At 41.8% G+C, this 26,971-nt stretch carries 22 protein-coding genes; 13 read left to right on the forward strand and 9 right to left on the reverse strand.

Annotated features, from left to right (window positions below):
- Positions 1–11: 11 nt before the first annotated feature.
- Positions 12–482, reverse strand: a complete 471-nt coding sequence (locus tag ACNQO6_RS00430) for an Lrp/AsnC family transcriptional regulator (RefSeq protein ID WP_004771770.1) — start codon at positions 480–482, stop codon at positions 12–14.
- A gap of 459 nt (positions 483–941) precedes the next feature.
- Complete coding sequence (locus ACNQO6_RS00435) at positions 942–1,712, reverse strand: glutathione S-transferase family protein (RefSeq protein ID WP_343580487.1); 771 nt, start codon at positions 1,710–1,712, stop codon at positions 942–944.
- A 359-nt stretch (positions 1,713–2,071) separates the two neighbouring features.
- On the opposite strand from ACNQO6_RS00435, the gene ACNQO6_RS00440 reads away from it, so the two are divergent.
- From ACNQO6_RS00440 to ychF, 7 genes are all read left to right on the forward strand, one after another.
- Complete coding sequence (locus ACNQO6_RS00440) at positions 2,072–3,283, forward strand: SfnB family sulfur acquisition oxidoreductase (protein ID WP_440207771.1); 1,212 nt, start codon at positions 2,072–2,074, stop codon at positions 3,281–3,283.
- A gap of 13 nt (positions 3,284–3,296) precedes the next feature.
- The gene (locus ACNQO6_RS00445) at positions 3,297–4,520 is read left to right on the forward strand and encodes an SfnB family sulfur acquisition oxidoreductase (RefSeq protein ID WP_440207772.1); all 1,224 of its coding nucleotides are present in this window, start codon (positions 3,297–3,299) and stop codon (positions 4,518–4,520) included.
- The gene (locus ACNQO6_RS00450) at positions 4,520–5,932 is read left to right on the forward strand and encodes an LLM class flavin-dependent oxidoreductase (RefSeq protein WP_440207773.1); all 1,413 of its coding nucleotides are present in this window, start codon (positions 4,520–4,522) and stop codon (positions 5,930–5,932) included. The genes ACNQO6_RS00445 and ACNQO6_RS00450 overlap by 1 nt, the downstream gene beginning before the upstream one ends.
- Positions 5,933–5,958: 26 nt before the next feature.
- A complete protein-coding gene (locus ACNQO6_RS00455; protein WP_440207774.1) occupies positions 5,959–6,789 on the forward strand; it encodes a MetQ/NlpA family ABC transporter substrate-binding protein in 831 nt (276 codons plus the stop codon).
- A gap of 11 nt (positions 6,790–6,800) precedes the next feature.
- Complete coding sequence (locus ACNQO6_RS00460; protein WP_440207775.1) at positions 6,801–7,871, forward strand: methionine ABC transporter ATP-binding protein; 1,071 nt, start codon at positions 6,801–6,803, stop codon at positions 7,869–7,871.
- The gene (locus ACNQO6_RS00465) at positions 7,852–8,511 is read left to right on the forward strand and encodes a methionine ABC transporter permease (RefSeq protein ID WP_005285151.1); all 660 of its coding nucleotides are present in this window, start codon (positions 7,852–7,854) and stop codon (positions 8,509–8,511) included. The genes ACNQO6_RS00460 and ACNQO6_RS00465 overlap by 20 nt, the downstream gene beginning before the upstream one ends.
- Positions 8,512–8,605: 94 nt before the next feature.
- The gene (gene ychF / locus ACNQO6_RS00470; RefSeq protein ID WP_005229883.1) at positions 8,606–9,697 is read left to right on the forward strand and encodes a redox-regulated ATPase YchF; all 1,092 of its coding nucleotides are present in this window, start codon (positions 8,606–8,608) and stop codon (positions 9,695–9,697) included.
- A gap of 125 nt (positions 9,698–9,822) precedes the next feature.
- Here ychF and ACNQO6_RS00475 read toward each other — a convergent pair whose 3' ends face one another.
- The 5 genes from ACNQO6_RS00475 to ACNQO6_RS00495 all read right to left on the reverse strand — a co-directional run bounded on the left by ACNQO6_RS00475 (position 9,823) and on the right by ACNQO6_RS00495 (position 17,055).
- Positions 9,823–10,344, reverse strand: coding sequence for a hypothetical protein (locus ACNQO6_RS00475; protein ID WP_440207776.1), 522 nt, complete (start codon positions 10,342–10,344; stop codon positions 9,823–9,825).
- Between the two features lie 948 nt (positions 10,345–11,292).
- On the reverse strand, positions 11,293–11,769 hold the full coding sequence (locus tag ACNQO6_RS00480) for a hypothetical protein (RefSeq protein ID WP_440207777.1): 477 nt from the start codon (positions 11,767–11,769) through the stop codon (positions 11,293–11,295).
- Between the two features lie 3 nt (positions 11,770–11,772).
- Complete coding sequence (locus tag ACNQO6_RS00485) at positions 11,773–13,401, reverse strand: glycoside hydrolase family 19 protein (RefSeq protein WP_440207778.1); 1,629 nt, start codon at positions 13,399–13,401, stop codon at positions 11,773–11,775.
- Positions 13,398–16,262, reverse strand: coding sequence for a type VI secretion system Vgr family protein (locus ACNQO6_RS00490; RefSeq protein ID WP_440207779.1), 2,865 nt, complete (start codon positions 16,260–16,262; stop codon positions 13,398–13,400). Before ACNQO6_RS00490 ends, ACNQO6_RS00485 begins: the two co-directional genes overlap by 4 nt.
- A gap of 259 nt (positions 16,263–16,521) precedes the next feature.
- A complete protein-coding gene (locus tag ACNQO6_RS00495) occupies positions 16,522–17,055 on the reverse strand; it encodes an Mpo1 family 2-hydroxy fatty acid dioxygenase (protein ID WP_440207780.1) in 534 nt (177 codons plus the stop codon).
- Between the two features lie 106 nt (positions 17,056–17,161).
- Here ACNQO6_RS00495 and ACNQO6_RS00500 point away from each other — a divergent pair, with 106 nt between their 5' ends.
- Together ACNQO6_RS00500 and ACNQO6_RS00505 are read left to right on the forward strand one after the other, a co-directional pair.
- Entirely contained in the window at positions 17,162–17,866 is a 705-nt protein-coding gene (locus ACNQO6_RS00500) for a Crp/Fnr family transcriptional regulator (protein ID WP_440207781.1), read from the forward strand.
- 203 nt (positions 17,867–18,069) lie between these two features.
- Positions 18,070–18,387 (forward strand): hypothetical protein, encoded by a 318-nt coding sequence (locus tag ACNQO6_RS00505; RefSeq protein ID WP_440207782.1) that lies wholly within the window; start codon positions 18,070–18,072, stop codon positions 18,385–18,387.
- Between the two features lie 64 nt (positions 18,388–18,451).
- Here the strand turns inward: ACNQO6_RS00505 and ACNQO6_RS00510 are convergent, their stop codons facing one another.
- Entirely contained in the window at positions 18,452–18,916 is a 465-nt protein-coding gene (locus ACNQO6_RS00510) for a hypothetical protein (RefSeq protein ID WP_440207783.1), read from the reverse strand.
- A 186-nt stretch (positions 18,917–19,102) separates the two neighbouring features.
- Here ACNQO6_RS00510 and ACNQO6_RS00515 point away from each other — a divergent pair, with 186 nt between their 5' ends.
- From ACNQO6_RS00515 to dapC, 4 genes are all read left to right on the forward strand, one after another.
- Positions 19,103–19,492, forward strand: coding sequence for a tautomerase family protein (locus tag ACNQO6_RS00515; protein ID WP_440207784.1), 390 nt, complete (start codon positions 19,103–19,105; stop codon positions 19,490–19,492).
- Positions 19,493–19,613: 121 nt separating this feature from the next.
- Complete coding sequence (purT, locus tag ACNQO6_RS00520) at positions 19,614–20,831, forward strand: formate-dependent phosphoribosylglycinamide formyltransferase (RefSeq protein ID WP_343581738.1); 1,218 nt, start codon at positions 19,614–19,616, stop codon at positions 20,829–20,831.
- 24 nt (positions 20,832–20,855) lie between these two features.
- Positions 20,856–23,519 carry a [protein-PII] uridylyltransferase gene (gene glnD / locus ACNQO6_RS00525; protein WP_343581734.1) on the forward strand — a complete coding sequence of 888 codons (2,664 nt, stop codon included), beginning with the start codon at positions 20,856–20,858 and terminating at the stop codon, positions 23,517–23,519.
- 25 nt (positions 23,520–23,544) lie between these two features.
- The gene (gene dapC / locus ACNQO6_RS00530) at positions 23,545–24,714 is read left to right on the forward strand and encodes a succinyldiaminopimelate transaminase (RefSeq protein ID WP_440207785.1); all 1,170 of its coding nucleotides are present in this window, start codon (positions 23,545–23,547) and stop codon (positions 24,712–24,714) included.
- Between the two features lie 45 nt (positions 24,715–24,759).
- On the opposite strand, the gene ACNQO6_RS00535 is transcribed toward dapC, so the two are convergent.
- Complete coding sequence (locus ACNQO6_RS00535) at positions 24,760–26,964, reverse strand: TonB-dependent receptor (RefSeq protein ID WP_440207786.1); 2,205 nt, start codon at positions 26,962–26,964, stop codon at positions 24,760–24,762.
- Positions 26,965–26,971 lie beyond the last annotated feature (7 nt).

Consider the following 26,971-nt stretch of genomic DNA (forward strand, 5'->3'; position numbering starts at 1 on the left):
GATGCATTTTTTTATAGCTTGTTTAAAAGTTTATAACAGTTAAAGACATTATATTCCTTAATCACGAAGCTGGAATGCAGCGCCACCACACTGTCGATTTTTCCAATACGGCGTAATAGAATTTCACTATAGTCATCCATATTGCGGGCCACCAGTTCCAGGATAAAATCAGCGCTCTGTCCGGTCACCAGGAATGCATTGGTCACTTCCGGAATATCTTCCAGTTCCTGCAAGAATTTATCAAAAGTTTCACTATCGTGTTTGCTCAATGAAACCTGCAAAAGAATATGTAGGCTAAAGCCCAGTTTATTAAAATTGATTTCTCGTTTGAGCTGTCCCATGACCTGTGATTCGATCAGATTTTTAATGCGTCTATGCACTGAACTAACCGAAAGGTTAATACGTTCTGATAGCTCATTCAGATTGACATCTTCATGGGTCAAAATTTCAAGAATTTGTTTATCAAAACGGTCCAATTCCATTTTACAGTCCTCATGTGTTATCTCGGTTTTTACGGAACTGTTTACGATCAGTAATTTTTAAGGGTCAAGGGAAAACATTCGTTTAACTTTTGACAATGCTGCATGGATAACGCAAACATGATTCCGATAAACTTGTGGTTTATCTTTGTCTCAAAGCCGAAACAAGACCTTTTGAGCAACTGTTCAACTGATCTCCCAATAGCTGAACAACTCGTTTCGATCCCCATCACACCCTGAAACATAAGATAACAAAGCCGTTTTATAATTATTTCCCTCTTTTCAGTTTTTTTAAAGTAAATTTGGCAATAATTTCTACTATTTTCAGCTTAAAACGAATTTTCTTTTAAAAATTAATTTTATTCACCAATAATTTTTTACTTTTTCGGCAGTTTTTCTATTTTCTTTCTCATAAAAAAAGCCCCGATGATTGCATCAGGGCTTTTTTACAGCATCATTTACTTATAACCCACGCCAATCGACGCGTGCATTACGCTCCGTGGCATAAATACGCTGTACATATTGTCCAATCGGTAAATTAGACAAATCGTCATAATATTGTTTCAACTCACCATTGAACTGTTCAACATCATCATTCTCCAGCTCCCAAGGGGTGCCTTTGACCATCAGTAAAGGGGCAAGAATTGAACAGACTGCAATATCAGCCAGCCCCAGACGGTCACCCACCAGATAACGCCCTTGATTATCAATCAAACGCTGGTTGAGAACCGTAATCAGCTCGGTCATGCGTAACTTGGATTGCGCTACTTTTTCAGGACTTAACTTATAATTGGTCGACACCAGACTTTTTAAGATCGGCTTGGAAATTTTTTCAAACTGTCGTAAATAGCCCTGTTCCCCCATCATGATTTCAAGTGGATGATCACCCACTGACAAGGCATGCGCCAAAGACCAGCGCCGGACATGTACACCCAGCTCATCAGCCAGCTTGTCAATCTCCAAGGCCTGTTCACGCAATTGTTCATCACGTCTGAGTAATGCATGTTCAGGATAGGTCGTATCAAGATACAAAGCGATTTGGGTTGAATCAGCAATCCAGTGTTTATCATCCTTCAACATCGGCAGTAAATACTGCCCCGATTTAAGGAAGGTAAAGGCGCGATGAAAACCAGGAATCAAATTATGTGCAACATAGTCCAATTCCTTATGATCTAACAACCAGCGAGCTTTTTCACAATAGTGAGATAAAGGAAATTGGTATAAAACCCGCATAGACTCTCCAGATTTATTTTTCTACTCGATCAAACATAAGGTTTTTCATACTTTAGAAGTAAAAGCCAATGAATACAATGTCCTTTTTGCTCGATCTTTTTTAATTTTGGCGAGTTTGCTTTATAAATATTCCTGTTGAGATTATTCATTTCTTTCATAGAAAATACGGCTCCCATTTGAGCAATAAAAAATCAAACATAGATAAGCGACTGTTTTTAATCAATATTATATATCTGTTTTTCTGTTATTTTTCTCATAAAAAATGCTTAATAATTATTATGATAATTAAGCCATAACTGATGGTTTAGTGGAAAAGTAAAACTTTTGTAAAGTTCCTCTTATCTATTAGAGGTGCTCACATGTCCAGTAATCAATCAGTGATCCACGCGCAAATACAACTGATTTCAAATGATCAGCAGGCCATTAATGCTGCCTATCAAGTTGCTGACTTTGCCTTAGAAGAGCGCAATATACGTGATCAAAACCGTATTCTACCCACAGAACAAATCATCCAGTTTAGCCAAAAAGGTCTTGGTGGAATCCGTGTACCACAGCAATATGGTGGCGCTTTTGTTTCCAATAAAACCTTGGCCCACGTGTTCCGTATTTTAAGTAAAGCCGATGCCAATGTTGGACAGATTCCTCAAAACCAGTTCGGGCTACTCAATTTTATCAATATCACCGGTTCAGATGCCCAAAAGCAGTTTATCTATACTGAAGTCCTTGCGGGTAAACGGATTGCCAATGGCGGGCCTGAGAAAAACGCTAAAGATACCAAAGCGATTCAAACCACGTTAACGTTGCAAAATGGTCAATACCTTTTAAACGGGGAAAAATTTTACTCGACTGGCACCAGCTTTGCAGATTGGCTAGCCATCCGTGCCTTACATCCAGACGGTTATACCGTATTGACGATCATTGACCGACATGCTGCGGGCGTTGAGGTCATTAATGACTGGAACGGCTTCGGTCAACGCACCACAGCCAGTGGAACAGTAAAACTTCACAACGTCATCGCTGATCCGGCCTTATTTTTTGATGAACGCATTATCGCGGATACTCCAAATGTCCGTGGTGCCTATTCTCAACTGTTGCAAGTCGCGATTGATGTTGGCATTGCCGAGGCGGCCTTTGATGATACCTTGTCCAGCGTGCGTAAAGCACGTCCGGTTATTGATGCAGGCGTAGAAAAAGCCAGTGAGGAACATTACACCCTGCAAGAGGTCGGCAAGCTCAATATCCTGCTCGATGCAGCCATTTTATTGCTGGATGAGGCAGCAGAATATCTGGATGAACTGGATCAACTCACTGAGATTTCTGCCGAGCAAGCCGCCCGCGCTTCGATTTTGGTCGCGGAGGCGAAAATCTATGCCAATGATGCGGCCCTGCACATCTCCGAAAAACTACTTGAACTTGGTGGTAGCCGGGCCAGCCTGAGCCAACATAATCTTGATCAGCACTGGCGCAATGCCCGTGTGCATACCCTACATGATCCTGTGCGTTGGAAATTCCATGCGATTGGTGACTATTACCTGAATGGTACTCACCCTGCCCGCCATGCCTGGATTTAAGGAGAAAATTACCATGACCTCATATCAAGAATTACAAGGTTTTGCCAAGCCCCATTTAAAAGCGGCACATATCATTCAAAGCGATACAGAAGCCTTGGAGATTGCCACACAACTCAGTCAGCAATTTAAACAATCTGCGGTTGAACGTGATGCCAATCGGGACTTGCCCTTTACACAAATCGAAGCTTATAGCCAGTCAGGTTTATGGGCGATTACTGTACCTAAGCAGTATGGGGGAGCAGAGGTTTCCAGTCTCACCGTTGCCAAAGTGATTGCACTGTTTAGCGGCGCGGATGGTTCCATCGGTCAAATTCCACAAAACCATTTTTATGCATTGGAAGTATTACGCAATACCGGTACCGAAGCACAAAAGCAGCGCCTCTACCAGGAAGTATTACAAGGTGCACGGTTTGGTAATGCGCTGGCTGAGTTTAAAACCCGTACCTCAGCACATAAACAAAGCACCCTAACCCCAAGCGAAAACGGTTATCTGATTCAGGGAGAAAAGTTTTATTGCACGGGTAGTCTCTTTGCCCATCGTATTCCAACCTTAGTGGTAGATGAATCTGGACGCGAATTTCTGGCTTTTGTGCAGCGCGACAGTCAAGGTTTGGAACTGATTGATGACTGGTCTGGTTTTGGTCAACGTACTACAGGCAGCGGCACAGTCAGGTTTAATCAGGTCTTCGTTGCCAAAGAGGATGTGATTCCGTTTGATACCGCCTTTAAGCAATTGTCTTTGGTCGGCCCATTTGCGCAAATCATGCATGCCGCAATTGAAGTCGGGATTGCCCGTGCGGCCTTTGAGGAAACGTTGCAACGCGTGCGTGTCGCCCGTCCCTGGATTGATGCCAATATTGAATCAGCAACCCAAGATCCGTTAACCCTATCTGAATTGGGTCGTGTCGCAACCGATGTTAAAGCCAGCGAATTACTCCTTAAACAAGCAGCTCAATCCGTTGATACCGCTAAACAGCAACTCAACGCAGAGAGCTTAGCCAAAGCCTCAATAGATGTTGCCAAAGTTCGTGCGCATAGTACTGAAACCGCCTTAAAGGCATCTTCTAAATTAATTGAACTGGCGGGCAGTCGTGGCAGTCAACGTGCCGATGGGCTGGACCGTCACTGGCGTAATGCGCGTGTACACACCTTGCATGATGCGGCACGCTGGAAATATTACTTTATCGGTAATTATGTGTTGAATGGCATTCTGCCTCCACGTCGGGGGACATTGTAATGACTCAAACCACTGCAAAGAAAATTTTACTGAACGCCTTTGATATGAACTGTGTCGGTCATATCAATCATGGCCTATGGACACATCCGCGTGATCAGTCACATCGCTTTAATGAGCTGAATTATTGGACTGAATTGGCACAGACCTTGGAACAGGGTCTGTTTGATGGCCTATTCCTCGCCGATATTACGGGTGTATATGATGTCTATCAGAATGGCATCGAGCTGACATTAAAAGAATCGATCCAACTGCCAAGCCATGACCCGTCTACCCTGATTTCAGCCATGGCTTTGGTCACAAAAAATTTGAGTTTTGGTGTCACGGTCAATCTCAGCTATGAGCATCCCTATCAATTTGCACGGCGTTTTGCCAGTCTCGATCATTTAACCCAAGGTCGTCTCGGCTGGAATATTGTCACCGGCTATTTGGACAGTGCCGAACGCCTGATCGGACAAAAAGGCTTAAAAGATCATGATGCACGTTACGATCAGGCCGAGGAGTTCTTACAGCTTTGCTATCAATATTGGGAAGGTTCCTGGGAAAATGACGCCTTAAAGAAAGATAAGCAACAGCGTGTTTTTACTGACCCCAATAAAGTCCACTCGATCAATCATCAAGGGCAATATTACCAAAGCCAAGGTGTGTTTCAGGTTGCGCCGTCGGTACAGCGCACACCAACACTTTTTCAAGCAGGCGCTTCACCGAAAGGACTACAGTTTGCCACGCGTCATGCGGAATGTATTTTTATTGGCGGTGATCAACCCGAGAAGATTCGTCAGCAAGTCAATAAAATACGACTACAAGCACAACAACAAGGTCGAGATGAAGATGCAATTAAAATCTTTGTCGGCATTACCGTGGTTGTGGCTGAAACACATGAACTTGCCCAGCAAAAACTGGCTGAATACCGTCAGTATGCCAGCCCTGAGGCCGGACTGGCCCATTATGCCAGTTCAGTCGGGATTGATCTTGCCAGGTTTGCAGATGATGAAGCGATTCCGTATCAAAAGAGCAATAGCATTGCTTCAGTCAATGAGAAATTTAAAGAACAGCGCATCAGCAAAAATGATCTAAAAGCCCAACATGTGCTGGGTGGACGTTATCCCCTGATTGTAGGGAGTGGTGCTGAGGTTGCGGAATACCTGATTGATCTGCTTGATCAGACTGGTATTGATGGTTTTAACCTGACGCGTACGGTTGCACCTGAATCGCATCAAGATTTCATTCGACTGGTCATTCCAGAGTTACAGCAACGTGGACGTTATAAAACTGAATATGCCACAGGTTCATTACGCAATAAGCTTTTTGCCCAAGGCGATCATTTAGCTGCCAGCCATCCTGCCGATCAGTTCCGATGTAGACCGCATAACAACACAGATACCCTAAAAATAATTGAAGAAATTAGTGCTTAACATTAAAGAAAAAATTGGAGAAATATATGGCTCAAACAGCCTCTAAAAAATGGCTCGGTATTGGCCTGGTCGTTGTTGTTGCGATTATTGCCTTATTGATCTGGAATAAACACAGACAAAGCAGTAATAGTGAACTCGTGATTGGAATAAGTCCTTCTTTTGCTCATCCGCTACAAGTCGCAGCGGATGAAGCCAAACAACAGGGATTAAATGTCAAACTGGTCGAGTTTTCCGACTGGAATACCCCGAATATCACCTTAAGTCATGGCGATATCGATGCGAACTTTTTCCAGCATCAGCCCTTTCTGGATAATGCCATTAAAGAAACCGGCTTTAAGTTAAAATCCTTTGCTGCAGGTGCAGCGTCGCATGTTGGACTGTATTCAAAAAAGTATAAAAGTTTTAATGAACTGCCAAATGGCGCTACTGTTGCCATTCCGAATGATCCCGTCAATCAAGGGCGCGCACTACTCCTTTTACAGCAAGCCAAGTTAATTGAACTGAAAGACAGTAACAATCATCTTTCTGCACTGAAAGACATTACCGCAAATCCGAAGAACCTGAAATTTACTGAAGTTGAAGGACCGCAAACTGCACGTGCTATTGACGATGTTGATCTCGCGTTTGGTTATCCGCATTACTTACGTTTAGCCAAAACGGCTGATCCTGAAAGTGCCTTGTTGTTTGATGACAACACCAATAAGCGTTATGCGATTTTATTTGTAGTGCGTGATGACTATCAGGACAAAGACAACAAGCTACAGAAATTTGTCGAGATTTATCAAAACTCGCCAAAAGTGAAAGCGGCCTTGGATAGCGATTTCGGTCCAACGTTGTGGTTCCCTGGCTGGAAATAAGGAGAACAATCATGGTGAGTTTTGGTTCACAAGTCGATTTTTCAGTTCCACACCTGAAAATACGCGGTTTAAACAAGTTTTATGATGTACAGGGCCAACGCTTACATGCCTTAAAAGACATTCATCTTGATATTCCCAAAGCACAGATTGTCGGAATTATCGGAAAAAGCGGAGCCGGTAAATCTTCCCTGCTGCGTACCTTAAATGGCCTAGAATCCATTAATACCGGCAGTATCCTGATTCATCAGCAAAATATTGCTGAACTCAGCCATGCCGAGTTGATCAAGACCCGGCAGAAAATTGGCATGATTTTTCAGCATTTTAATTTAATGTCTGCCAAAACGGTGTGGGAAAATGTGGCTCTACCACTGCGGATCGCAGCTTATGACAAGGCTGAGATTGAGCAACGTGTCAGTGATGTCCTGACACTGGTAGGTTTGGATGCAAAACGACATGATTATCCCTCCCAACTGTCTGGAGGACAGAAACAACGTGTCGGTATCGCACGTGCCTTGGTATCGCAACCTGAAATCCTGCTGTGTGATGAAGCCACTTCTGCACTCGACCCGGAAAGTACCGCCAATATTCTGGCTTTGCTGAAACAGATTAACCAGGACCTTGGTTTAACCATTGTTTTGATCACCCATGAAATGCAGGTCATCCAGGAGATTTGTGATCAGGTGGTCGTGATTGATCAGGGTGAAATCGTTGAGTCGGGGCAAGTCTGGTCGGTATTTTCCAATCCGCAACAACAGATCACACAGGAATTACTCAATTTTGAGCAGGTGAATTTACCTTTTGAACTTAGCCCAACCATTCTGCCTCAGAGTACGCATCAGATTTTAAAATTGAAGTATGTCAGTGAATCGAAATCGGTGCCTGATTTATATGAATTACTAGATAGATTTAACAGCCCTGTTCAGGTGTATTACAGTCAGATTGATACCATTCAGCAGCGTACCATCGGCTCATTAATCATCGGTATTGGCAATCTCGAATTCGATCTGAACAGTCCCCAGTTTGCAAAACATCCAGCCATAACACAACTTGAGGTGATCGGTTATGTACAATCAACTCATTGATCTTTTATTGACAGGCACTACTGACACCCTGATTATGGTTGGTGTTTCTGCGATTCTCGCCTTTTTGATTGGTTTGCCGATTGCCTTGATTCTGGTCAGCACCGCCGATTTTGGCATTTATCCGTCCAAGAAAATCAATCAGTCCTTAGGCTGGATCATTAACATCACTCGATCAGTCCCCTTCCTGATTTTAATGGTGGCTTTGATTCCTTTTACCCGCTGGATCGTCGGAACCAGTTATGGTGTGCTCGCCGCAATTGTACCCTTAACCATCGCCGCGATTCCATTCTTTGCCCGTATTGCCGAGGTCAGCCTACGCGAAGTCGATCAAGGGCTGATTGAAGCAGCACAAGCAATGGGCTGTAATCGCAAGCAGATTCTTTGGCACGTGCTGCTCCCGGAAGCATTACCCGGAATTATCGCAGGTTTTACCGTGACTATTGTCACCATGATCAGTTCTTCTGCCATTGCCGGTGCAATAGGTGCAGGCGGTCTAGGCGATATTGCCTATCGTTATGGTTACCAGCGTTTTGATATGCAAGTGATGCTGGCGGTGATTTTGGTCCTGATCGTTTTGGTCATGTTGGTGCAGGCCACTGGCGATCACATTGCCCAACAACTGGATAAACGCAAAGTTTAAGCCCGAATCGATCATCCACTCTAGCCATGACTTTGTCATGGCTTTCATGTAAAATCAGCAGCAATTTTTATATTACACATTTGTGAGTGGTTTCATGGGTTTTAATTGCGGTATTGTTGGTCTGCCAAACGTAGGTAAATCTACATTATTTAATGCATTAACAAAGGCAGCGATTGCTGCTGAAAACTTTCCGTTCTGTACCATTGAACCAAATACAGGCATCGTACCCGTACCAGATCCACGTTTGGACAAACTTGCTGCAATCGTAAAACCACAACGTATTTTACCAACCACGATGGAATTCGTTGACATCGCCGGTCTGGTTGCAGGTGCATCTAAAGGTGAAGGTTTGGGTAACCAGTTCCTTGCCAATATCCGTGAAACAGATGCGATTGCACACGTGGTTCGTTGCTTCGAAGATGAAAACGTCATTCACGTAAATGGTAAAATTGATCCATTAGATGATATTGCAACCATCAATACCGAACTTGCACTAGCCGACCTTGATACCGTTGCTAAAGCATTGTTACGCTTAACTAAAGCGGCAAAAGGTGGCGATAAAGAAGCGCTTGCAACCAAAGCAGTTCTAGAAAAAATCCAGCCTTTACTTGATGAAGGTAAACCAGCACGTGCCGCTGACCTTTCTGATGATGAGCGTAAAGCAGTGCGTGGTTTTGGTTTAATGACCCTTAAACCAACGATGTATATTGCCAACGTCGCTGAAGACGGTTTTGAAAACAACCCGCATCTTGAAGCAGTACAAAAGCTCGCTGCTGAAGAAAACGCGATTGTTGTACCACTTTGCAACCAGATCGAAGCTGAAATTTCATTGCTTGAAGATGAAGATCGCGCTGAATTCCTTGAAGCAATGGGTATGGAAGAACCAGGTCTAAACGTGGTAATTCGTGCTGGTTATAAACTGCTTGGTCTACAAACTTACTTCACTGCGGGTGTACAAGAAGTTCGTGCCTGGACAGTTAAAGTGGGTGCAACTGCGCCACAAGCAGCTGGTGTGATTCACACTGACTTTGAAAAAGGCTTTATCCGTGCTGAATGTGTTGCCTATGATGACTTCATTCAATTCAACGGTGAAAATGGTGCCAAAGAAGCGGGTAAATGGCGTTTGGAAGGTAAAACTTATGTCGTTCAGGACGGTGATGTCTTGCACTTCCGTTTTAACGTTTAATTCAGTGTTCTGATAAGAAAAACCGCCAATGAGGAATTTATTGGCGGTTTTTTTATTAAAACATTTATTTTAAATAAACACTTTATCAATGTCTATGCGTATAGATAACAATTCATTAAAGATGCTCATTTATAATTCTTATCCAGCCATTTCTTAATCGAAGCAATATCTTTAAATTTAAAGTGCATATAGTCATCAGATACGCCCTCCAACCCACTCTGAGAGTTTCCAAGAATATTACTTACATCAACCAACCTAACTCTTTTCCCAGTTAAATAAATTTCATATAAGTTAACATTATAAAGGATACCATTGACTATTGGAGAATCCCATACTTGTGTATGAAGTGTAATTAACAATGGTCTCTGATTATCTTTTTTATAAACACTTACAGCTTCCAACTTTGGCAACCACTTCCCTATATTTATATCATATTTATTAATAAATATTTTTTGATCACTCCCTTCTAAATAATTAATCACAATTGGATTTTCTTCATCACAAGTTTTACTAACTATTCGAAAATCATTTTTAAATTTAAGACTTATTTTCGTATATTTTATATCGCAACCTTCATAAGTATCTTTCATTTTAGCATTAGCATAACCAATCATTAAAAAGGTTATTGAAATTAATATAAATTTCATAAAAACCCCATCCTATAATTTATTATTTCATTTTACCTCTAAAATATTAAATATATAAATTTCATCTTTTAAAATCAGCTAAAGATTTACTACAAACTTCTTCTAATATAATTTTTTGTAGAAACATATTCACTAATCTCCTCTATGAAAAGATAAAAACTTCTATCTTATAAAAATTTATGAATACCTATTAGCTCTACTTCTTTAGCATTTTCGATAAGTGGAGGATGGTAAATAAATTCTCACTAGCCTTAGGTTTATAGTGATACTATACCAACTATAAACAATTAATTCCTTTCAATACCAATTCATGCTCTCTAACAAAGCTAGTCTTTTTATTATTCCTTTTATTCACATATGTAGCCTTATAGATCAAATATCCTTGAGACATAAATGTATAATTACCAGTTATTTTATTATGGAAAATCTCATTCACGGTCCTATAAATCTCGGGTTTAGCACCCTCACCCATATCAACAATATTAGTTTTTATAGGCTTAGATATCTTAATATCTTTGAGATACGGATAATATTGGACTTTATCCGTATCTGGGTAGTTAGCAGAAACTAATAATATTGCTTTCTGATTCCTATTCGTTAAACAAAAGAAATCATTATTAGCATATACTGATATAGATACCAATCCCAGATATAATCCCAAATATATTTTCATAATTCTTTCACTCTTCTTGAAGCAAGATCTTTAGCATTATTTACAGAATAGCCATATCGTTTTCTACCTATTTTTTTTTTGTTCTTGTACTCATAACCAAATGGAAAATCCTTCCCTTCAACCAACTCAAGAAAACCTTCATATCCTTTTTTAGCTTCTTTTGGGTCTTTTGTCTTCCCATCTTTATTTCCTTATAGATCACTCCGAATATAACAACCAAACCCCTTAAGCACATAAATGCTTATTTAATACATTCACAACCTTAAAAAATAAATTTAATTAAAACTCTTATCTATTTTACAAATTTTTAACTTTTCACTTTCACTTAAATCAAAAACAAATTTATCTATATAATATTGTAATGGCTGATTAAAAAACTCATTTAATTTAACTTCACACTCTTGTTTTCCTCCCCTTGGAGATAAGTTAGGATATGAAACTGTTCTAATCGAACTCAAAATCAATACTTTATCTTTCAATAAAAAATTACTATATATAACAACAGGATCTTTATCACTATAGTTATTAATAATCTGAAGTTTATTATTTTTTATTTCTTTAATTTCAACTTCATCATAATAAGATACTGAAGGATATTCCTCACCTATAACTACAAGAATTTCTTCATCATTTTTTAGAACTAAGCAGACACCCCCATTTAAAACACAATTTTGATTCATCAGACTGTTTTTCTTCCCATATGTACAGGCTGAAAAAAGCAACATACTAAGAATACATACAAAAAACTTCATAAACTAATTTCCTACACCAAAGATATTATTAACACAATTATTATAATCCATTATTCTTAACAATCTACTATTGTATTCTTGCCTTTCTTTCTTACCATTAGCACCACCATTTACTTTCACACTGATTCTACCAACATTATTTTTATCTGCTTGTAAATTCAAATTAATATTAGTTCCGTACAACCAGTACCAACCTGCACTATCCATAGCTAATAAATTTTTACTAGCAATCCATTCATTATACTTATTATTCCTATCCATTAACTCTTTCAGACTTAAGTTCCCTATAACTTCTTTATAATACTCTCTATTCTCTAAAATATATTTATAATAATTATTATAATTATTTCTCCAAGTCAATTGCATAAAACCTTTCCCTTTATACCTCGCTCCATCTCCGACAATAACATTTCCATTTTTTTCAGCGTCTTTATGCCTTCCTGGATCTAAATATGCGCCCGATGCGAACTCAGTAGTTGTAATGAATCTAGCAGCTTCCCAATATATCTGCCCCATAAAATTTATTTTTCTTAAACAGGTATTTATTTCATATTTTTTAAAAACATTATTTAAGGATTTTAGTAATGCTTCTATTGATCTATCTTCGAGAGTACAATTTTTATGATTAAAAATTTTAATATTTTTAATACCTTCACTTTCCCGCATTTCTGAAATCATTTTTTTCAGCTCATCTAAAGTCATATCCCTATTACATAGACATTTTTCTTTAATATTTTTATTAATCTCTGGATCATTAGCTGCTGTCGTTCCCTTAGTTACATTAACATCCAAATGTAACTCAGCAGGATTATTTTTTATTCGTGTCGCCATATAAGGCTGAGGTTTCAATGGTTTACCATCAGGTTTATACACGGTAAATTCCAGTTTTTGCCCGACCATACTCTGTAGAGCCAACTTTCCATTCGAGATACTATACAACTGCTTTCTACCGCTCTCGACAATTAACATTTCTACATTCGTTTTGTCTATAACATAGTCATTACCATCCCGATCTAAAATCTTGATCATAGAGCGACTTAAAAAATTTGCATAAGATTCATCCAGTTTGATGAGGATCGGCTCCTCATTCCCATTACCAGAATTCATAGAACTTTTTAAGATAAATTGATCACTGGATGTCAATACTAGAACTTCTATATCCCGATTAGGAGAAGACTTCACCTCTACAATTCCCTGATCATCAGTGAATTTATCTGGTGAGTTTCCTTTTCCTTTCGGTCTGGACTGAACAGGGAAATTCTTCATAATTTTCCCATTACTATCCACTACTTTAAAAAATGTACTTACAATTCCTTTAGCCGACGAAGGCTGTTTACTTTGTTTATATTCCTCTATTGTTTTAGGCAGTTGAACTTTAACTGGATTCTCTGCTGACGACGCAATAGAGGAATCTATGGTTTTGAATACCGTATAATCTTTTTGATTCTGCGGTTTAGCTAATAATTCCACCTTCCTGTGTGGAGAGGCCTGAAAAACAAATAAACCATTAGAATCAGCTTTTTGAGTATTGGCTTTAGAGGAACCTTGATATCGAGACTGGACATCCAAGTGACCAAAAGACTGTCCAGATTTATCATAAAATTTGGCTGTAATGGTGACTAAGTTACTCATTGGTCGGCGTCCTCTTCCGTATCTCCTTCATCACTTTCTTGTTCATAAAGTGCTTCTTCTAATAGTTCATCAATATTTTCACTATCAGGCAGATCCAGCTTTAAGCGTGGAAGATCTGAATTAAAGATGAGTGCTGTAAAGTCGGTTGTTTGCGGTGTGTAGAAGCGTAGTGAACTCACTTTATTTTCAGAATCAAGTTGATCCATTTTTGTTTTTATGAGGTTGTTATTTTTTCGGTCTAAAATAAAGATCTCTTTTTTTCCTTCAGATTCTATATTCCAGTTATAGTTCACCTGATTGCTAAACAGTGTCTTGGCTGTTGGCAGGCTCAATTTTGGAACCACAATATTCGCCCCACCTTCAAACCGATGCTGTCCCGCCTTCACCTCAAACTTGCCGCCTGTAGTTGGGAAAATCCCTGAACCATTCAGCTTGATTTGTGAAGACCCTGCGGTAAATACAATTTCTTTGGGGCTGATGATTTCTATACGATCTTCGGTTGAGATAATCTGAATACCTTGTTTAGCGAACAAGTCCATACCATCCGACTGGGCATGCGCTTCAAATTTTCCTTTTGCAGCAACCTGCTTGATCCCATGCTGCGCAGCAAAAAGGCTGATCCTGTTCTGTACATGCGCAATCAAGTTCTTTTGCGTGCTCAGGTTAATACTGTCGCCCGCAATTTGATTGATCTGACCATCCGCTGAAACATGAATATCTGCATGGCTACTCAAACCAATGCCATCGGGTGAACTCAGTAACAGCAATGCCTTATTGAACTTGGCAATCTTTGCTTCGATCTGTGCAGCGAAATCTTTGAGTTGTGCTAATGATTCAATTTCATCGGTCTGCTGATGCTTGGCCACTTCACTCAGTGCTGTCGCATTGCTGAGGTTGTCTTCGAGCTGTTGCTTGGCAGGTTGAGCATCCAGATGTTCAGCTTGCGCCTGCTCTTGCTTGTGCGTCGAAAATAATAAACCTTCACCTGCACGCACAGCGCCCCATTGATCCGTCCGTAGTTCAAAACCTTCGCCACGGTCATCGCTTTCAGCCGTGTCTTTCGGATAACTAAGCTTGCCGAGATTGAGTTGGCTCGCAGCATGGCTACTTTGTAGTTGGGCACTGATCTGCCCCTGAGTATCATCAAATCTCAATTGGTTAAAGCCGCTACCTTGGTATTCTCTGGACTTGATTCCTGCCAGTTTCTTGGTGTCAGGCAGCTTGCCTATATGATCGAATCTAGTCGGACTGCGATGGGCTTCATGAATTCGTCCAACAACAAATGGTCGGTCAATATTGCCATCAAAGAAGTTGATCACCACAATCTCGCCAATGCGTGGCAAGAAGCGTGCCCCATAACCTTCGCCAGCCCAAGGCGTCAGCACATCCACCCAGGCAGAGTCGGTATCATTATCATTGGCGCCTGCGCCACCATCATGCTGATGATCCTCTGCACGGGTAAACAGGAAGCGGACTTTAATCCGTCCCCACTCATCCACCTGGATCTCTTCACCTTCCGGCCCAACCACTTTTGCCCGCATGGGATGAGCAGCCGGTCTATGCGTGAAGGGATGATATTCAGGTACGATTTTGATACTACGGCGCTGCAGGGTCAGTTGATTCGCCTGACGTTCCTGACCATCTTCAATATGCCAGTCACTTTCGGTTAATAACTCGTTGATCTGTTGTTTTAAGTCTTTCGGCAAATTATTCTGGTTATAAAACTGTTTGGCTGTAATCAGAAATTGCTGATCACCGCTTTGGTGCAGATTAATTTCAGGATGTTCTGCAAGCTCAAACCAGTATCCGACATGCGCGTCGCGGACGGTGGTATGGGCGACAAAATGTTTTGATTGCAGATCATGATAGTGCACTCGGTTCTGGGTGAGTTTTTCAATCTGTACATTGCCCGACTCAGTTGCACCATCTTCACCGTTGAGGTCCTGCATCCATGCCGGACTGAAATGCCATGCATCTTCGAGTGCAAGGGAAGCTGCAGCATGGTCTTGGCTATGCTGATGTTTGGTTTGAACACTACCTGCACCATCTTCTTGCTCCAGTGCATCAGCTTGCCAACGCTGGATATGTACAGCGGTTGGCTGTAGGCGATGTTGTGCCCTCAGGCTGATCATGCTGTCATGTTGTTCCGTGGCATTGCTGCGATGGTAACGAATTGTTCTTCGGTCTAAAGCTTGGTATTGACTATTGTCATCAATAAGGCGAAGTTTTTGTGGCTGGATCGGGCGATTACTATTCGGAACAGTAAGCGCTGCTTCTTCTATTAAGGTGCTAATTCCTTCCGAAGAGAGCAACCGTTGAATAAACTCGCTATCCAGCTCATTCGACTGCATCATAAATGGCCGAATATCGTAGCTTCCTGTGAGCCCGCTCAGATCAAGACTTAAACTGGAAGCAAATAAAGCACTACGTTGCTGCCACTCACGAAACAATATTTGTATAACCTCAACCACAGACTTATTCATAAATACGCGACTGTTACGGCGTTGTTTCCACAGTGCGGTTGGATCTTCTAAAGTGAGCTTATACAGCGTCAGGCTACCATCCGATTGTCCTTGCAGTGCCTGCGTAATGATCCCTGTGACGCGGGCGAGTTGACCTTGATCCGTCACCATATCAACCGCTGCTTGGCTGCCGATAAATCGTTTCAGGGGAATGGCCGCATCCGTGGATAGGCAGATCAGCTCTGCCTTGAATCCAGCATTGAGTTGGTGTTGACCATCAATACGTTGCAGGAATACCTTTGTATTTAAATTCGGATTTGAAAAATGAATAGAAATGGCACGATTTTGTGCAGTTAGTCCTATTTTTTCTAATAGATACTCAATATTGTTTAATTTCATCCTAATATTTTTTATATGAAACGATTTAATTGTTTATTTTAAATGAGGGAACAGTGTTTTATTTACCACTTTAGATCATATTAAATAGCAGTTTATGCCTTTATTATATCCAACAGATATAGGCCCTTCGAAATCATTTTTGATTTTTTAAGCGATCAAGCATATTAAAATTAAAATACATAAAATCTAAAAAACACCTGAAAGTTAGACAATTTCTGTCTAACTTTCAGGTATGAATTGTATAGAGTAACCTATTTGCTTAAGCGACTGTCTGCGGCTTCATATCCATTTCAGCACACTTGATGTGTGCTTCTTTTAAAACCCGCTGGTGTAACGGTTTACGAAAGCCAAGCAAGAAGATGAATTCAGCCAGCACAAATAACGGTCCAATGGCCAAACCAATCACATCATCAACAAAAGCAGGCTTTTTCTTTTCAAAATAATGCCCCACGAATTGAAACGCCCAGCCCACCACAAAAATACCGATACTGGCCCCTAGCCAGCTCCACATGGATAAAGCGGCAATTTTTACGGCCAAGGGATAAGCCAAGACAAAAAGAATCAACATCAGGCCACCAAACAGCTTATCCAGTGAAATATAGTAAATACTACTGACTACGATGAGCAGCATGGCTAATGTGATTGAAAAGCCAGAAATTTCGATACCTGCACGTGCCGTTAAACACAAAATAGAAAAAACAATTAAAGGAATACCCACAAAATGGGTCACAATATTATTTCGATCCAGATGATAAGCTGCATACTGGCTGAGTAGACGCTCCAGATTTGTCATTTTTCTTTCCTCATATCATTCGTTTATGCTGTTAATCTATAAGAAATAGCGTGAGCAAGTTGTCACGTAGCTGACAAATGGATATCTTTTTAAGCAAGGAACAATCGTGTTAGAACTGCTTTATATTCAGCATTTAAAACAGAACGCGTGGTTTAGCCACTTAGCAGAGCCTTTTCAAAATTTTATTCTTGAACATGGTAAAAAATACACTGTTGAGAAAAATGCGGCTGTTTTTAGCGCACAAGATCGTTTTGATGGGGTCTATGGCGTGCTGGAAGGCTCGATTAGTCTGGGTTATATCGATGTCAATGGTAACGAGGCCATCGCAGCAATTGCTGAACCGATCATGTGGTTTGGCGAAATTTCCCTGATTGACCGGCAACCCCGCTCGCATGACGCGATTGCATTGAAGAAAAGTGTGGTAATGCAAATACCTGCGCAGCCACTTCATGATTTCTTGCTACAAAATCCCTATTACTGGTATTACTTTGCCCTGCTCACCAGTCAAAAATTACGCTATGTATTTTTAGAACATATTGCGATTCAAACCCAAAGTATTGGCCAGCGTCTGGCGCAGCGGCTGTTATTTATTTTGGAAGGTTATGGTAACCGTTCATCGATTCAAGACTTCAACATTCAGATCTCACAGGACCAGTTGGCCAATATGCTGACTGTTTCCAGACAAACCATCAATCACGAACTGAATCAGTTTGAAAAGCAAGGTGTGATTCAGTTGGGCTTTAAAAAAATTGCAGTACTCGATTTAGAAGGTCTCAGAAAATTGGCCACGGTCGGTTATCTAAAAGAGTAAACCTGAACTTTTGTATTTTAAATTGATAAGCACCGCATTTTTTGCAATATGCTTTTAAACTTAAATCTAAATTAAAAGACAAACTCTGACTATAAAATGCTACGCATGCTCTAAAATATTTCACAAAATCAGTCTGCTTTCCGCTCATCAACACGCTTACATTAAGGCTAAGCACTATCGCTTACCCGATGCAGATGACAATCATGAGAAAAATTGCAACGATTCTAACAGCAGGCTTATTTACCGTACTTAGCGCTAGCGCATTTGCCTGCCCGAAAGGAACTCAACTCCAGGGCGGTACAGGACCCAATCACAAAGGTGGTAAATGTGTTGCAACAAGTGTGGTAAAAACCAAGAAAGAAGCAACCAAAACCACTCAAACCGCCAAACATGACATGACGAAAATGAAAGATACGACCAAACATGAGGCAATGAAGGCAGCGACAGATACGAAAAAAGTAGCCAGTACCACAGCAAGCAAAGCCAAACAGGAAGCCGCAAAAACAGTCAAAAGCTCATAACCGTTTGATGACTTTAACCATAAAAAAGCGAGATCAATGATCTCGCTTTTTTATCTCTATCTGCTTATTTAGGCGAGGTATTTCCTAAAGCCGGATTATCAATCGCATCTTTACATTGTGCTTTATCACGCTCATAGTCTGCCTGCTTTTGGGCAGAGACATTTTCTTTATCTTTAACATCACGCGCCCAGGTATCCAGACTGGTCAATGCCTTACGGCACAACGCATATTTCCCTTCAGTCACCGAATCGGTCATTTTGACATTAATCCGCCAATCAGTACTGAGCTGACGTAATGGCTTTCTGACCTTCTCTTCAATTTCAGCCGTTTGCTTGTTATAAACAATCGGATCAATTTCATTAATCAGTTTCCAAGCGGCATTGGCATAGCTGGTTGCGTCATTATTCAGTTTTGGCGCTGGCTTGATCTCTACCTTCTGTTTTGGCTCATCGCCTGAGTTACCACAAGCTGCCAATAAAAAGGCACTACACAACAGAATTGCTGTTACACGCGTGTTTGGATTCGTCATATCAGATCGCCGATGAAACATAAGGCCATTATGCTAGTCAATTTGGGAATAATTCTCAATCATTGTGACATTTTAATCACGCATAGCATGTGGGCGGATTCAATGCAGAGGTATGGTGTTCTCGCGATCTATTTGCCTTATATTGTGATCAGTCAAATAAACAATATATCAGGAAGTAAAACATTCATGTCGCAAGTTAAAATTTATGCATTACAGCACACCATTGAGCAATTTAGAAACCAGCTTTCCCATGCCATTCATCAGGCGCTGGTAGACAGTCTGAACTATCCGGTCGAAAAGAAATTCCAGCGTTTCATCAGTCTTGCGACCAGTGATTTTATTTATCCGCAAGATCGCAGTGAAAATTACCTGATTATTGAAATCTCCATGTTTGAAGGCCGCAGCAATGAAGCGAAAAAACGTTTAATCCGGTTACTTTTTACCTATATTCAACAACACTGCGGAATCTCTCCCCACGACGTTGAAATCACCATTTTTGAGACGCCCAAACTGAACTGGGGCATTCGTGGACAACATGCTGATGAATTAAAACTAAATTACCAAGTCAATGTCTAAATCAATCAAAGGGCTGTTTAACCGCTATTTTTGTCTGACAAAAAGCAGGTTTTTTTGTGCTATATGGGCTTAATTCCGTAAAAAGTTCTGCTATGCTTAAACACAAATTACTCAGGATAGGATTATTCGCATGAGCGTCACTCTTGGAACTCCACTTCAATCTTCTGCATTTAAGGTTTTACTGTTAGGTTCTGGAGAGCTGGGTAAAGAAGTGGTGATTTCTTTACAACGTCTGGGTGTCGAAGTTCATGCTGCAGATCGTTATGATCATGCGCCTGCCATGCAAGTCGCTCATTATGCTTATACCCTGAATATGGCCGATCCAGCCGAATTAAAACAACTGATTGAAAACATCAAACCGAATCTGATTGTTCCTGAAATTGAAGCGATTGCCACTGAAGTCTTGCTTGAAATTGAACAAAATAAAACCGCAACCGTAATTCCCTCGGCCAAAGCGGTCAACCTCACCATGAACCGTGAAGGGATTCGTCGTTTAGCTGCTGAAGAGCTTGGCCTCCCGACTTCGGCTTATCGTTTTGCCAGCACTTTAGAAAGTTTCCGCGCTGCCTGTGACGATATTGGTTATCCAAACTTTGTTAAACCGGTGATGTCATCTTCTGGTAAAGGCCAGTCTCGCGTAAAAAGCTTCGATGAGGTGGATGCCGCTTGGGATTATGCAATGCAAGGCGGCCGCGTGAATCAAGGTACCGTGATTATTGAATCGCAAATTGATTTCGATTTTGAAATTACCTTACTGACTGTCCGTGCCAAAAATCCGGAAACGGGCGAAGTTGAAACGCATTTCTGTGATCCGATTGGACATCGTCAAGATGCGGGCGATTATGTCGAGAGCTGGCAGCCGCAACAAATGACGCCTGCTGCACTGGAAGAAGCAAAACGTATTGCCAATAAGGTCACTGTTGCATTAGGTGGCTGTGGTATTTTCGGGGTTGAGTTATTCATTAAGGGTGATAAAGTCTGGTTCAGTGAAGTTTCTCCTCGTCCACATGATACCGGTTTGGTGACGCTGGCTTCGCAATTCCAAAGCGAATTTGAACTGCATGCCCGTGCCATTTTAGGTTTGCCTGTGAATACTGCCCGTCACAGTGTGGCGGCAAGTGCAGTGATCTATGCGGGTGTGGATGCCAAAAATCTCAGCTTTGCTGGCTTGAATCTTGCTTTAGCCAATCCAGATACAGACTTACGCCTATTTGGAAAGCCGGAAGGTTTTAAGCGCCGTCGTATGGGTGTTGCCACTGCACGTGCTGAGACCACAGACCTTGCGCGTGAACTGGCCCAACATGCCGCAGACCAAGTGAGCGTACACACTAACTCTTAACCTGAATTGAGTAGACCCATTTTCATGATCAATACATCTCCCTTGTTGAACTACGTCACCAGTCATCATGATATTCAAGCCATTAACCAATGGCGAACGGATGTAGAAAAGCAATTACAGGAGAGTTATGAAAATGGGCAACCCATTCGTGAAGTGATTGGTGCACGTTCAGACTCGATTGACGAAGCACTGATCTTTCTATGGAATCATGCGGGTTTAAACCAGACTGAATTGGGACTCTTTGCCGTGGGTGGCTATGGCCGCCATGAAATGCTGCCCTATTCAGATACGGATATCATGATTTTGTCTGAGGATGAAATCAGTGAAGAACAAGAAAAACTCATTTCGACCTTTATTTCTTCTTTATGGGATGTCGGTAATTTCAAACCCGGCATCAGCGTCCGGACCATTCAAAACTGTGTCGAACAGGCGATTAATGACCTGACCGTTGCGACGACGCTGATTGAAGCACGTCTGATCACAGGCAATCCGCAACTGGCAAAGTGGCCGCGTCGCATCGTGGCACAGACATGGACGGATCAAACTTTCTATGATGCCAAAATGGCTGAACAGGCCAAACGCTACGCACAACACAACAACACGGAAAGCAATCTGGAACCTGATATTAAAAATGCTCCGGGCGGTATTCGTGATATCAACCAGATCGGCTGGATTGCCAAACGTCATTTCCGTGTCAATCGCATTTATGATCTGGTGCATTTAGGTTTTATTACCGAGTTTGAACTTGGGGTACTTGAAGAAGCTGAAAGCTTTTTATGGGAAATCCGCACCCAGTTACACCGTCTAGCCAAACGCGATGAAAACCGCCTGTTGTTTGAATACCAGCGCGACATTGCCGCAAAATTTGGCTATGTCCGTGAAGAAGGTCAACCGGTTAATTTTGCCGTTGAACAGTTTATGAAGCGCTATTACCGTACCGCGCAACAGGTCTCCACCCTGAATGAAATGCTACTGGCCTATTTCAATGAATCGGTGATTACGCCTCGTCTACCTGATTATGAACGCCACATTATTGATATTAATGAGCGCTTTAAAATTGTCGATGGGAAATTGGCTGTTCAACATCATAAAGTTTTTTCAGAAGAACCGATTGCCATTCTGGAATTGTTCTACCTGCTGGCAAATCGTCCTGAAATTACGGGGATTCGTGCCCGTACCCTGCGTCTGCTGGTATTGGCTGCCAAACGGATTGACCAGCGTTTCCGCGACAATCCAGAACATCAGGCCCTATTCATGTCGATCATCCGTTCACCGCATTTGTATAACACCATGGTGGCAATGAAACGTTATGGCGTGTTGGGCAATTACATTCCCGCATTTGGACAGATCACCGGCTTGATGCAATACGACCTGTTCCATATTTATACGGTCGATGCGCATACCTTATTGTTACTCCGTAATTTAAGCCGCTTCAAAGAACCTGAATTTGCCAAAGAATTTCCGGTGGTGAGTTCCGTGTTCCAGCGTATTGCCCGCCATGACATCGTGTATATGGCTGCGATTTTCCATGATATTGCCAAAGGCCGTGGTGGTGATCACAGTGAACTCGGCGCGATCGATGCCATTGAATTCTGTCGCACCCATGGTTTTACCGAACGTGAATGCAAGCTGGTGGCATGGCTGATCAACAATCACCTGTTGATGTCACTGACGGCTCAGAAAAAAGATATTTCCGATCCGGATGAAGTCAAAGACTTTGCTGAAAAAGTCGGGGATATGGAGCATCTCGATTATCTCTATACCCTGACAGTCGCCGACATTAATGCCACGAATCCTAAACTCTGGAATACATGGCGTGCCTCATTGATGCGTCAACTGTATACCTATGCGCGTGATGTCATCCGTTCGGGCTTGGGTCGTCCAGTCGATTATCAAATGCTGATTGAAGACACCAAATTTGCGGCCAGCGAACTCTTGGTCAATGACTTCTCCCTTGCTGAAGTAGAAAAAGTCTGGCAAGAGCTGGGCGATGAATACTTCGTCAAAGAATCAGCCAATGAAATTGCATGGCATACCCAAGCCATTCTGCAACACGGCGATAATCCCGAACCCTTGGTATTGTTACGTGCGCATCGTAATGCAGCAGATGATGCGGTGCAGATCTTTATCTATACTCGTGATCAGCCGAACCTATTTGCCACAACGGTGGCCGTATTAGACCGTATGAATCTGGATGTTCAGGACGCGCGTATTATTACCGCCTCAACCTCATTCAGCCTGGACACTTATCTGGTACTGGATCGTTTTGGCACCTTGTTGACTGACCCAGAACGTGAACGCAAAGTGAAAGCCGCTCTGGTCGATGCCTTAAGTCATTCCGACCAGTATCCGGGGATCATGCAACGCCGTATCCCACGTCATTTACGTCATTTTGATGTACAAAATACCGTGGATATCGTGCTGAACCCGACCTTACAGCAACATATGGTCGAGATTTCCACACTGGATCAACCCGGACTGCTGGCGCGTATCGGTGGCTTGTTCATGCTGCAAGGTCTGGATATCCATTCGGCCAGAATTGCCACCTTGGGCGAACGTGCAGAAGATATTTTCTTTGTCACCAAGAAAAATGGTGTCTTGCTCACCGATGAAGAAGTCAAAACTTTTGTGGAAACCCTCAAAGCGGCTTTAGACGAAGCATCAAATCAAATTTGTAATCCATCTTAAATTTTATTGTTTGGTACCTGTTTAAATGAACTCTAGCTTGTCGTTATTGCATCCCTATCCTTTTGAAAAGTTAAACCAACTGTTTAAAGATATACAACCTGCCAATTTACCGTTGATTCCTCTGTCAATTGGTGAACCGAAACATCCGGCGCCAGAGTTTGTAAAGCAGGCAATTATTGATAATTTTGCCCATTTATCGACCTACCCAAACAGTAAAGGCTTACCAGAGCTGCGCCAAAGTATTGCACAATGGCTCACCAATCGCTTTAAGCTGAACCAGATCAGTGCAGAGGATCATATTCTGCCCGTGTCTGGCACACGCGAAGGGATTTTCTCTTTTGTGCAAGCCTTGATTAAACGTGAAGATGCGCCTTACGTGGTGATGCCAAATCCGTTCTATCAGATTTATGAAGGTGCAGCCTTACTGGCAGGTGCAAAACCTTATTTCATCAACTGTACCGAAGACAATGGTTACTTGGGTGATTTTGATGCGGTTCCTGCGGAAGTGTGGGAAAAAACGGCATTACTGTTTGTATGCACTCCTGGCAACCCGACAGGTACGGTGCTGTCAAAAGAACAGTTTAAAAAGCTGATTGCCCTGTCTGATCAATATGATTTTGTGATTGCATCAGATGAATGTTATTCAGAACTTTGGTTTGATCAGGCTCCGGTTGGTCTACTCGAAGTTTGTGCGGAAATGGGCCGTGACGATTATAAAAACTGTATCGTGTTCCATTCACTTTCTAAACGTTCAAACCTGCCAGGTATGCGTTCTGGTTTTGTTGCTGGTGATGCGGCTTTATTAAAACCTTATTTGCAATACCGTACTTATCACGGCGCTGCAATGCCGGTACAAAATCAATTAGCATCCATTGCAGCTTGGAATGATGAAGCACACGTTGAAGAAAACCGTCAGCAATACCGTGCCAAATTTGATTTATTCCAGTCCGAACTCGGTCATGTATTACCGTTACAAAAACCGGATGCGGGTTTCTATTATTGGTTAAAAGTGGATAATGATGAAACTTTTGCCAAGATGTTGATGGAAAAAGCGCATATTAAAGTATTGCCGGGTCGTTATCTGTCTCGTGACACAGAACAAGGCAATCCGGGTGAAGGTCATGTGCGTATGGCACTGGTTGCAGATTTGAGTCAGTGTGAAGAAGTGGTCAAACGCCTTAAAGCCATTCTATAAATAAAAAATCCCCGAATATTCGGGGATTTTTTTTAGCGCTATAAATTAGAAATCAAAACTTGCACTGAGCATAAAGGTACGTGGTAGACCTGCAACCACATAACCATTATTGGTGTTTGCAGTGCTATTGATATTGTCAGATAAACCTACAGAAGACCAATAGTCTTTATTGAAGACATTATTCACTTTAAAGTTAAAAGTTGTTGGGGTTTGTCCAAGCTGGGTTTTATAGTTTGCACCGATATCCAGCGTCATCCAGTCATTCACTTTTAACTTATTGTCCAGACTTGCATAAGTCGAGCCTGTATAAGTCAATTGTGCATTTAGGGAAATCTCTTGCGGAACTGGCAATGCCCATTCAGCACCTAAATTGGCCTGGAACTTTGGTACGCCAACTTCATTATTGCCATCATATAAGGCAGATCCTGTATTTTTTTGCTTAGCATGTAGCCACGACGCACCGCCTAATACCGTAATCGAATCAGTCAGCTTGCCATAGGTATTTAGCTCGACACCACGGTGTACGTATTCACCTGCATCACTAAATACTCCATTTTGCAAGACACCACGCTGCTTATTAATGTCAAATAAACTGATACTCGCACCTAAATGATCATTTTCGTATTTAGCACCCATTTCTTTTTGCTTGGCAACAAAAGGTTTAAGCGTAGTGGTTGCATCCGCAGTGGTATTACTTAACCCTTTCGCCAATGATTCGATATAGTTTGCATATACAGAAAATTCTGGCGTCAGTTTATAAGTCACACCTAAAGCAGGCGTCCATTTCGCCTCATTATAGGCTGGATTAATTTTACTTCCATCGATCTGATAATTATAAGTTTCCTGCATAATCTTTTGATAACGTGCACCAAGCATCACAATCAGCTTATCATCAAGCGCAGAAATATTATCCCCAATCGCTATACTTCTTAGACGGGTACGTGTCCCAAGCTTAGGATCATTGACACGCTCTGGATTACCAATCGTCAATTCAGGTGCATTGCTATAATCTGGGTGAAGAATATTGGTGGTGTTACTTCCGCTCATGGCCCAGCCATTACGGGTATTTTGCTGGAATGCAGAGCCTGATAATACGAGGTTATGCTGGATAGAACCTGTCTGTAATTTACCGCGCACACCGATTTCACCAGTATTCACCATATCAACGCGGCCATTGTCAAAGCGTGAATATTTCGCATCACCATTAGAGGCATTGGTTAAAGTCGGATTTGCCAGACGATTTTGTTCTTCGCCATGACGGAAACCATAAGCCGCATAAGCGGTTACTGCATCATTCAAGTCATATTCTGCCCGGTAACTACCGAACACATCTTCTTCGTTGGAGTAGGTCCATTTTTGTGCATAGTTACGACTCGCCTTTATTGCAGCAGGCACTTCAGTCAAACCTGTAAGTGAAATATTAGGCCGTGTCGCAGTTAAACGATTATTGCTATAGCCCATATCTCCAGATAAACGCAGGCGATCACCACGGTAATCCAGACCAATTGCAGCCAGACCTAATGAGTTTTTTTCATCATCAACGCTGGTATTGCCACCATGGTAAGCGGTGTTTACACGTACACCAAACTCTTGGTTTTCGCCAAAGCGACGCGAGGTATCACTGGCAATTTGGCCGCCGTTAAAATCTGTACCAACTGTTATACGGTTTAATGGTTCATTACCTGCACGTTTTGGCAATAGATTAATTGCCCCACCAATTCCGCCATTACCTGGCATTGCCCCATTTAAGAAAGATGAAGCACCTTTAAGCACTTCGACACGTTCAAATAGTTCGGTTGGAATATACTGGCGTGGCAGAATCGAATACAGACCATTATAAGCCGTATCATCCGAGCCTAAATTAAAACCTCGGATGTAATAAGATTCCTGAAAGTTTCCGAAACCACGCCCAACACGAACGCTTGGATCAGCCTTTAAGACATCCCCCACACTTTTAGCTTGCCTAGACTGAATATATGCATTGGTATAACTGGTTAAGTTGAATGGTGTATCCAGATTCTTCTGATTACCAAAGATCCCGACCCGACCACCACTGGCAACTTGCCCACCCGCAAAAGGCTCCATTAAACCATCTGCTGATGCATCCGCACTGGCAGTAATACGAATTGTATTTAATGTCACGCTTGCATCAGCTGCTTGCCCCTGTTGTAGTTCATCTGCAAAAACGGCCGTTGTCCCCATCGAAGCGCATGCCATCATCAATACTAATGGTTTAAGTTTTCTACCCATGATTTAT

It is taken from the genome of Acinetobacter calcoaceticus, from assembly GCF_051947995.1.
In the GTDB taxonomy this organism is placed as follows: Bacteria; Pseudomonadota; Gammaproteobacteria; order Pseudomonadales; family Moraxellaceae; genus Acinetobacter.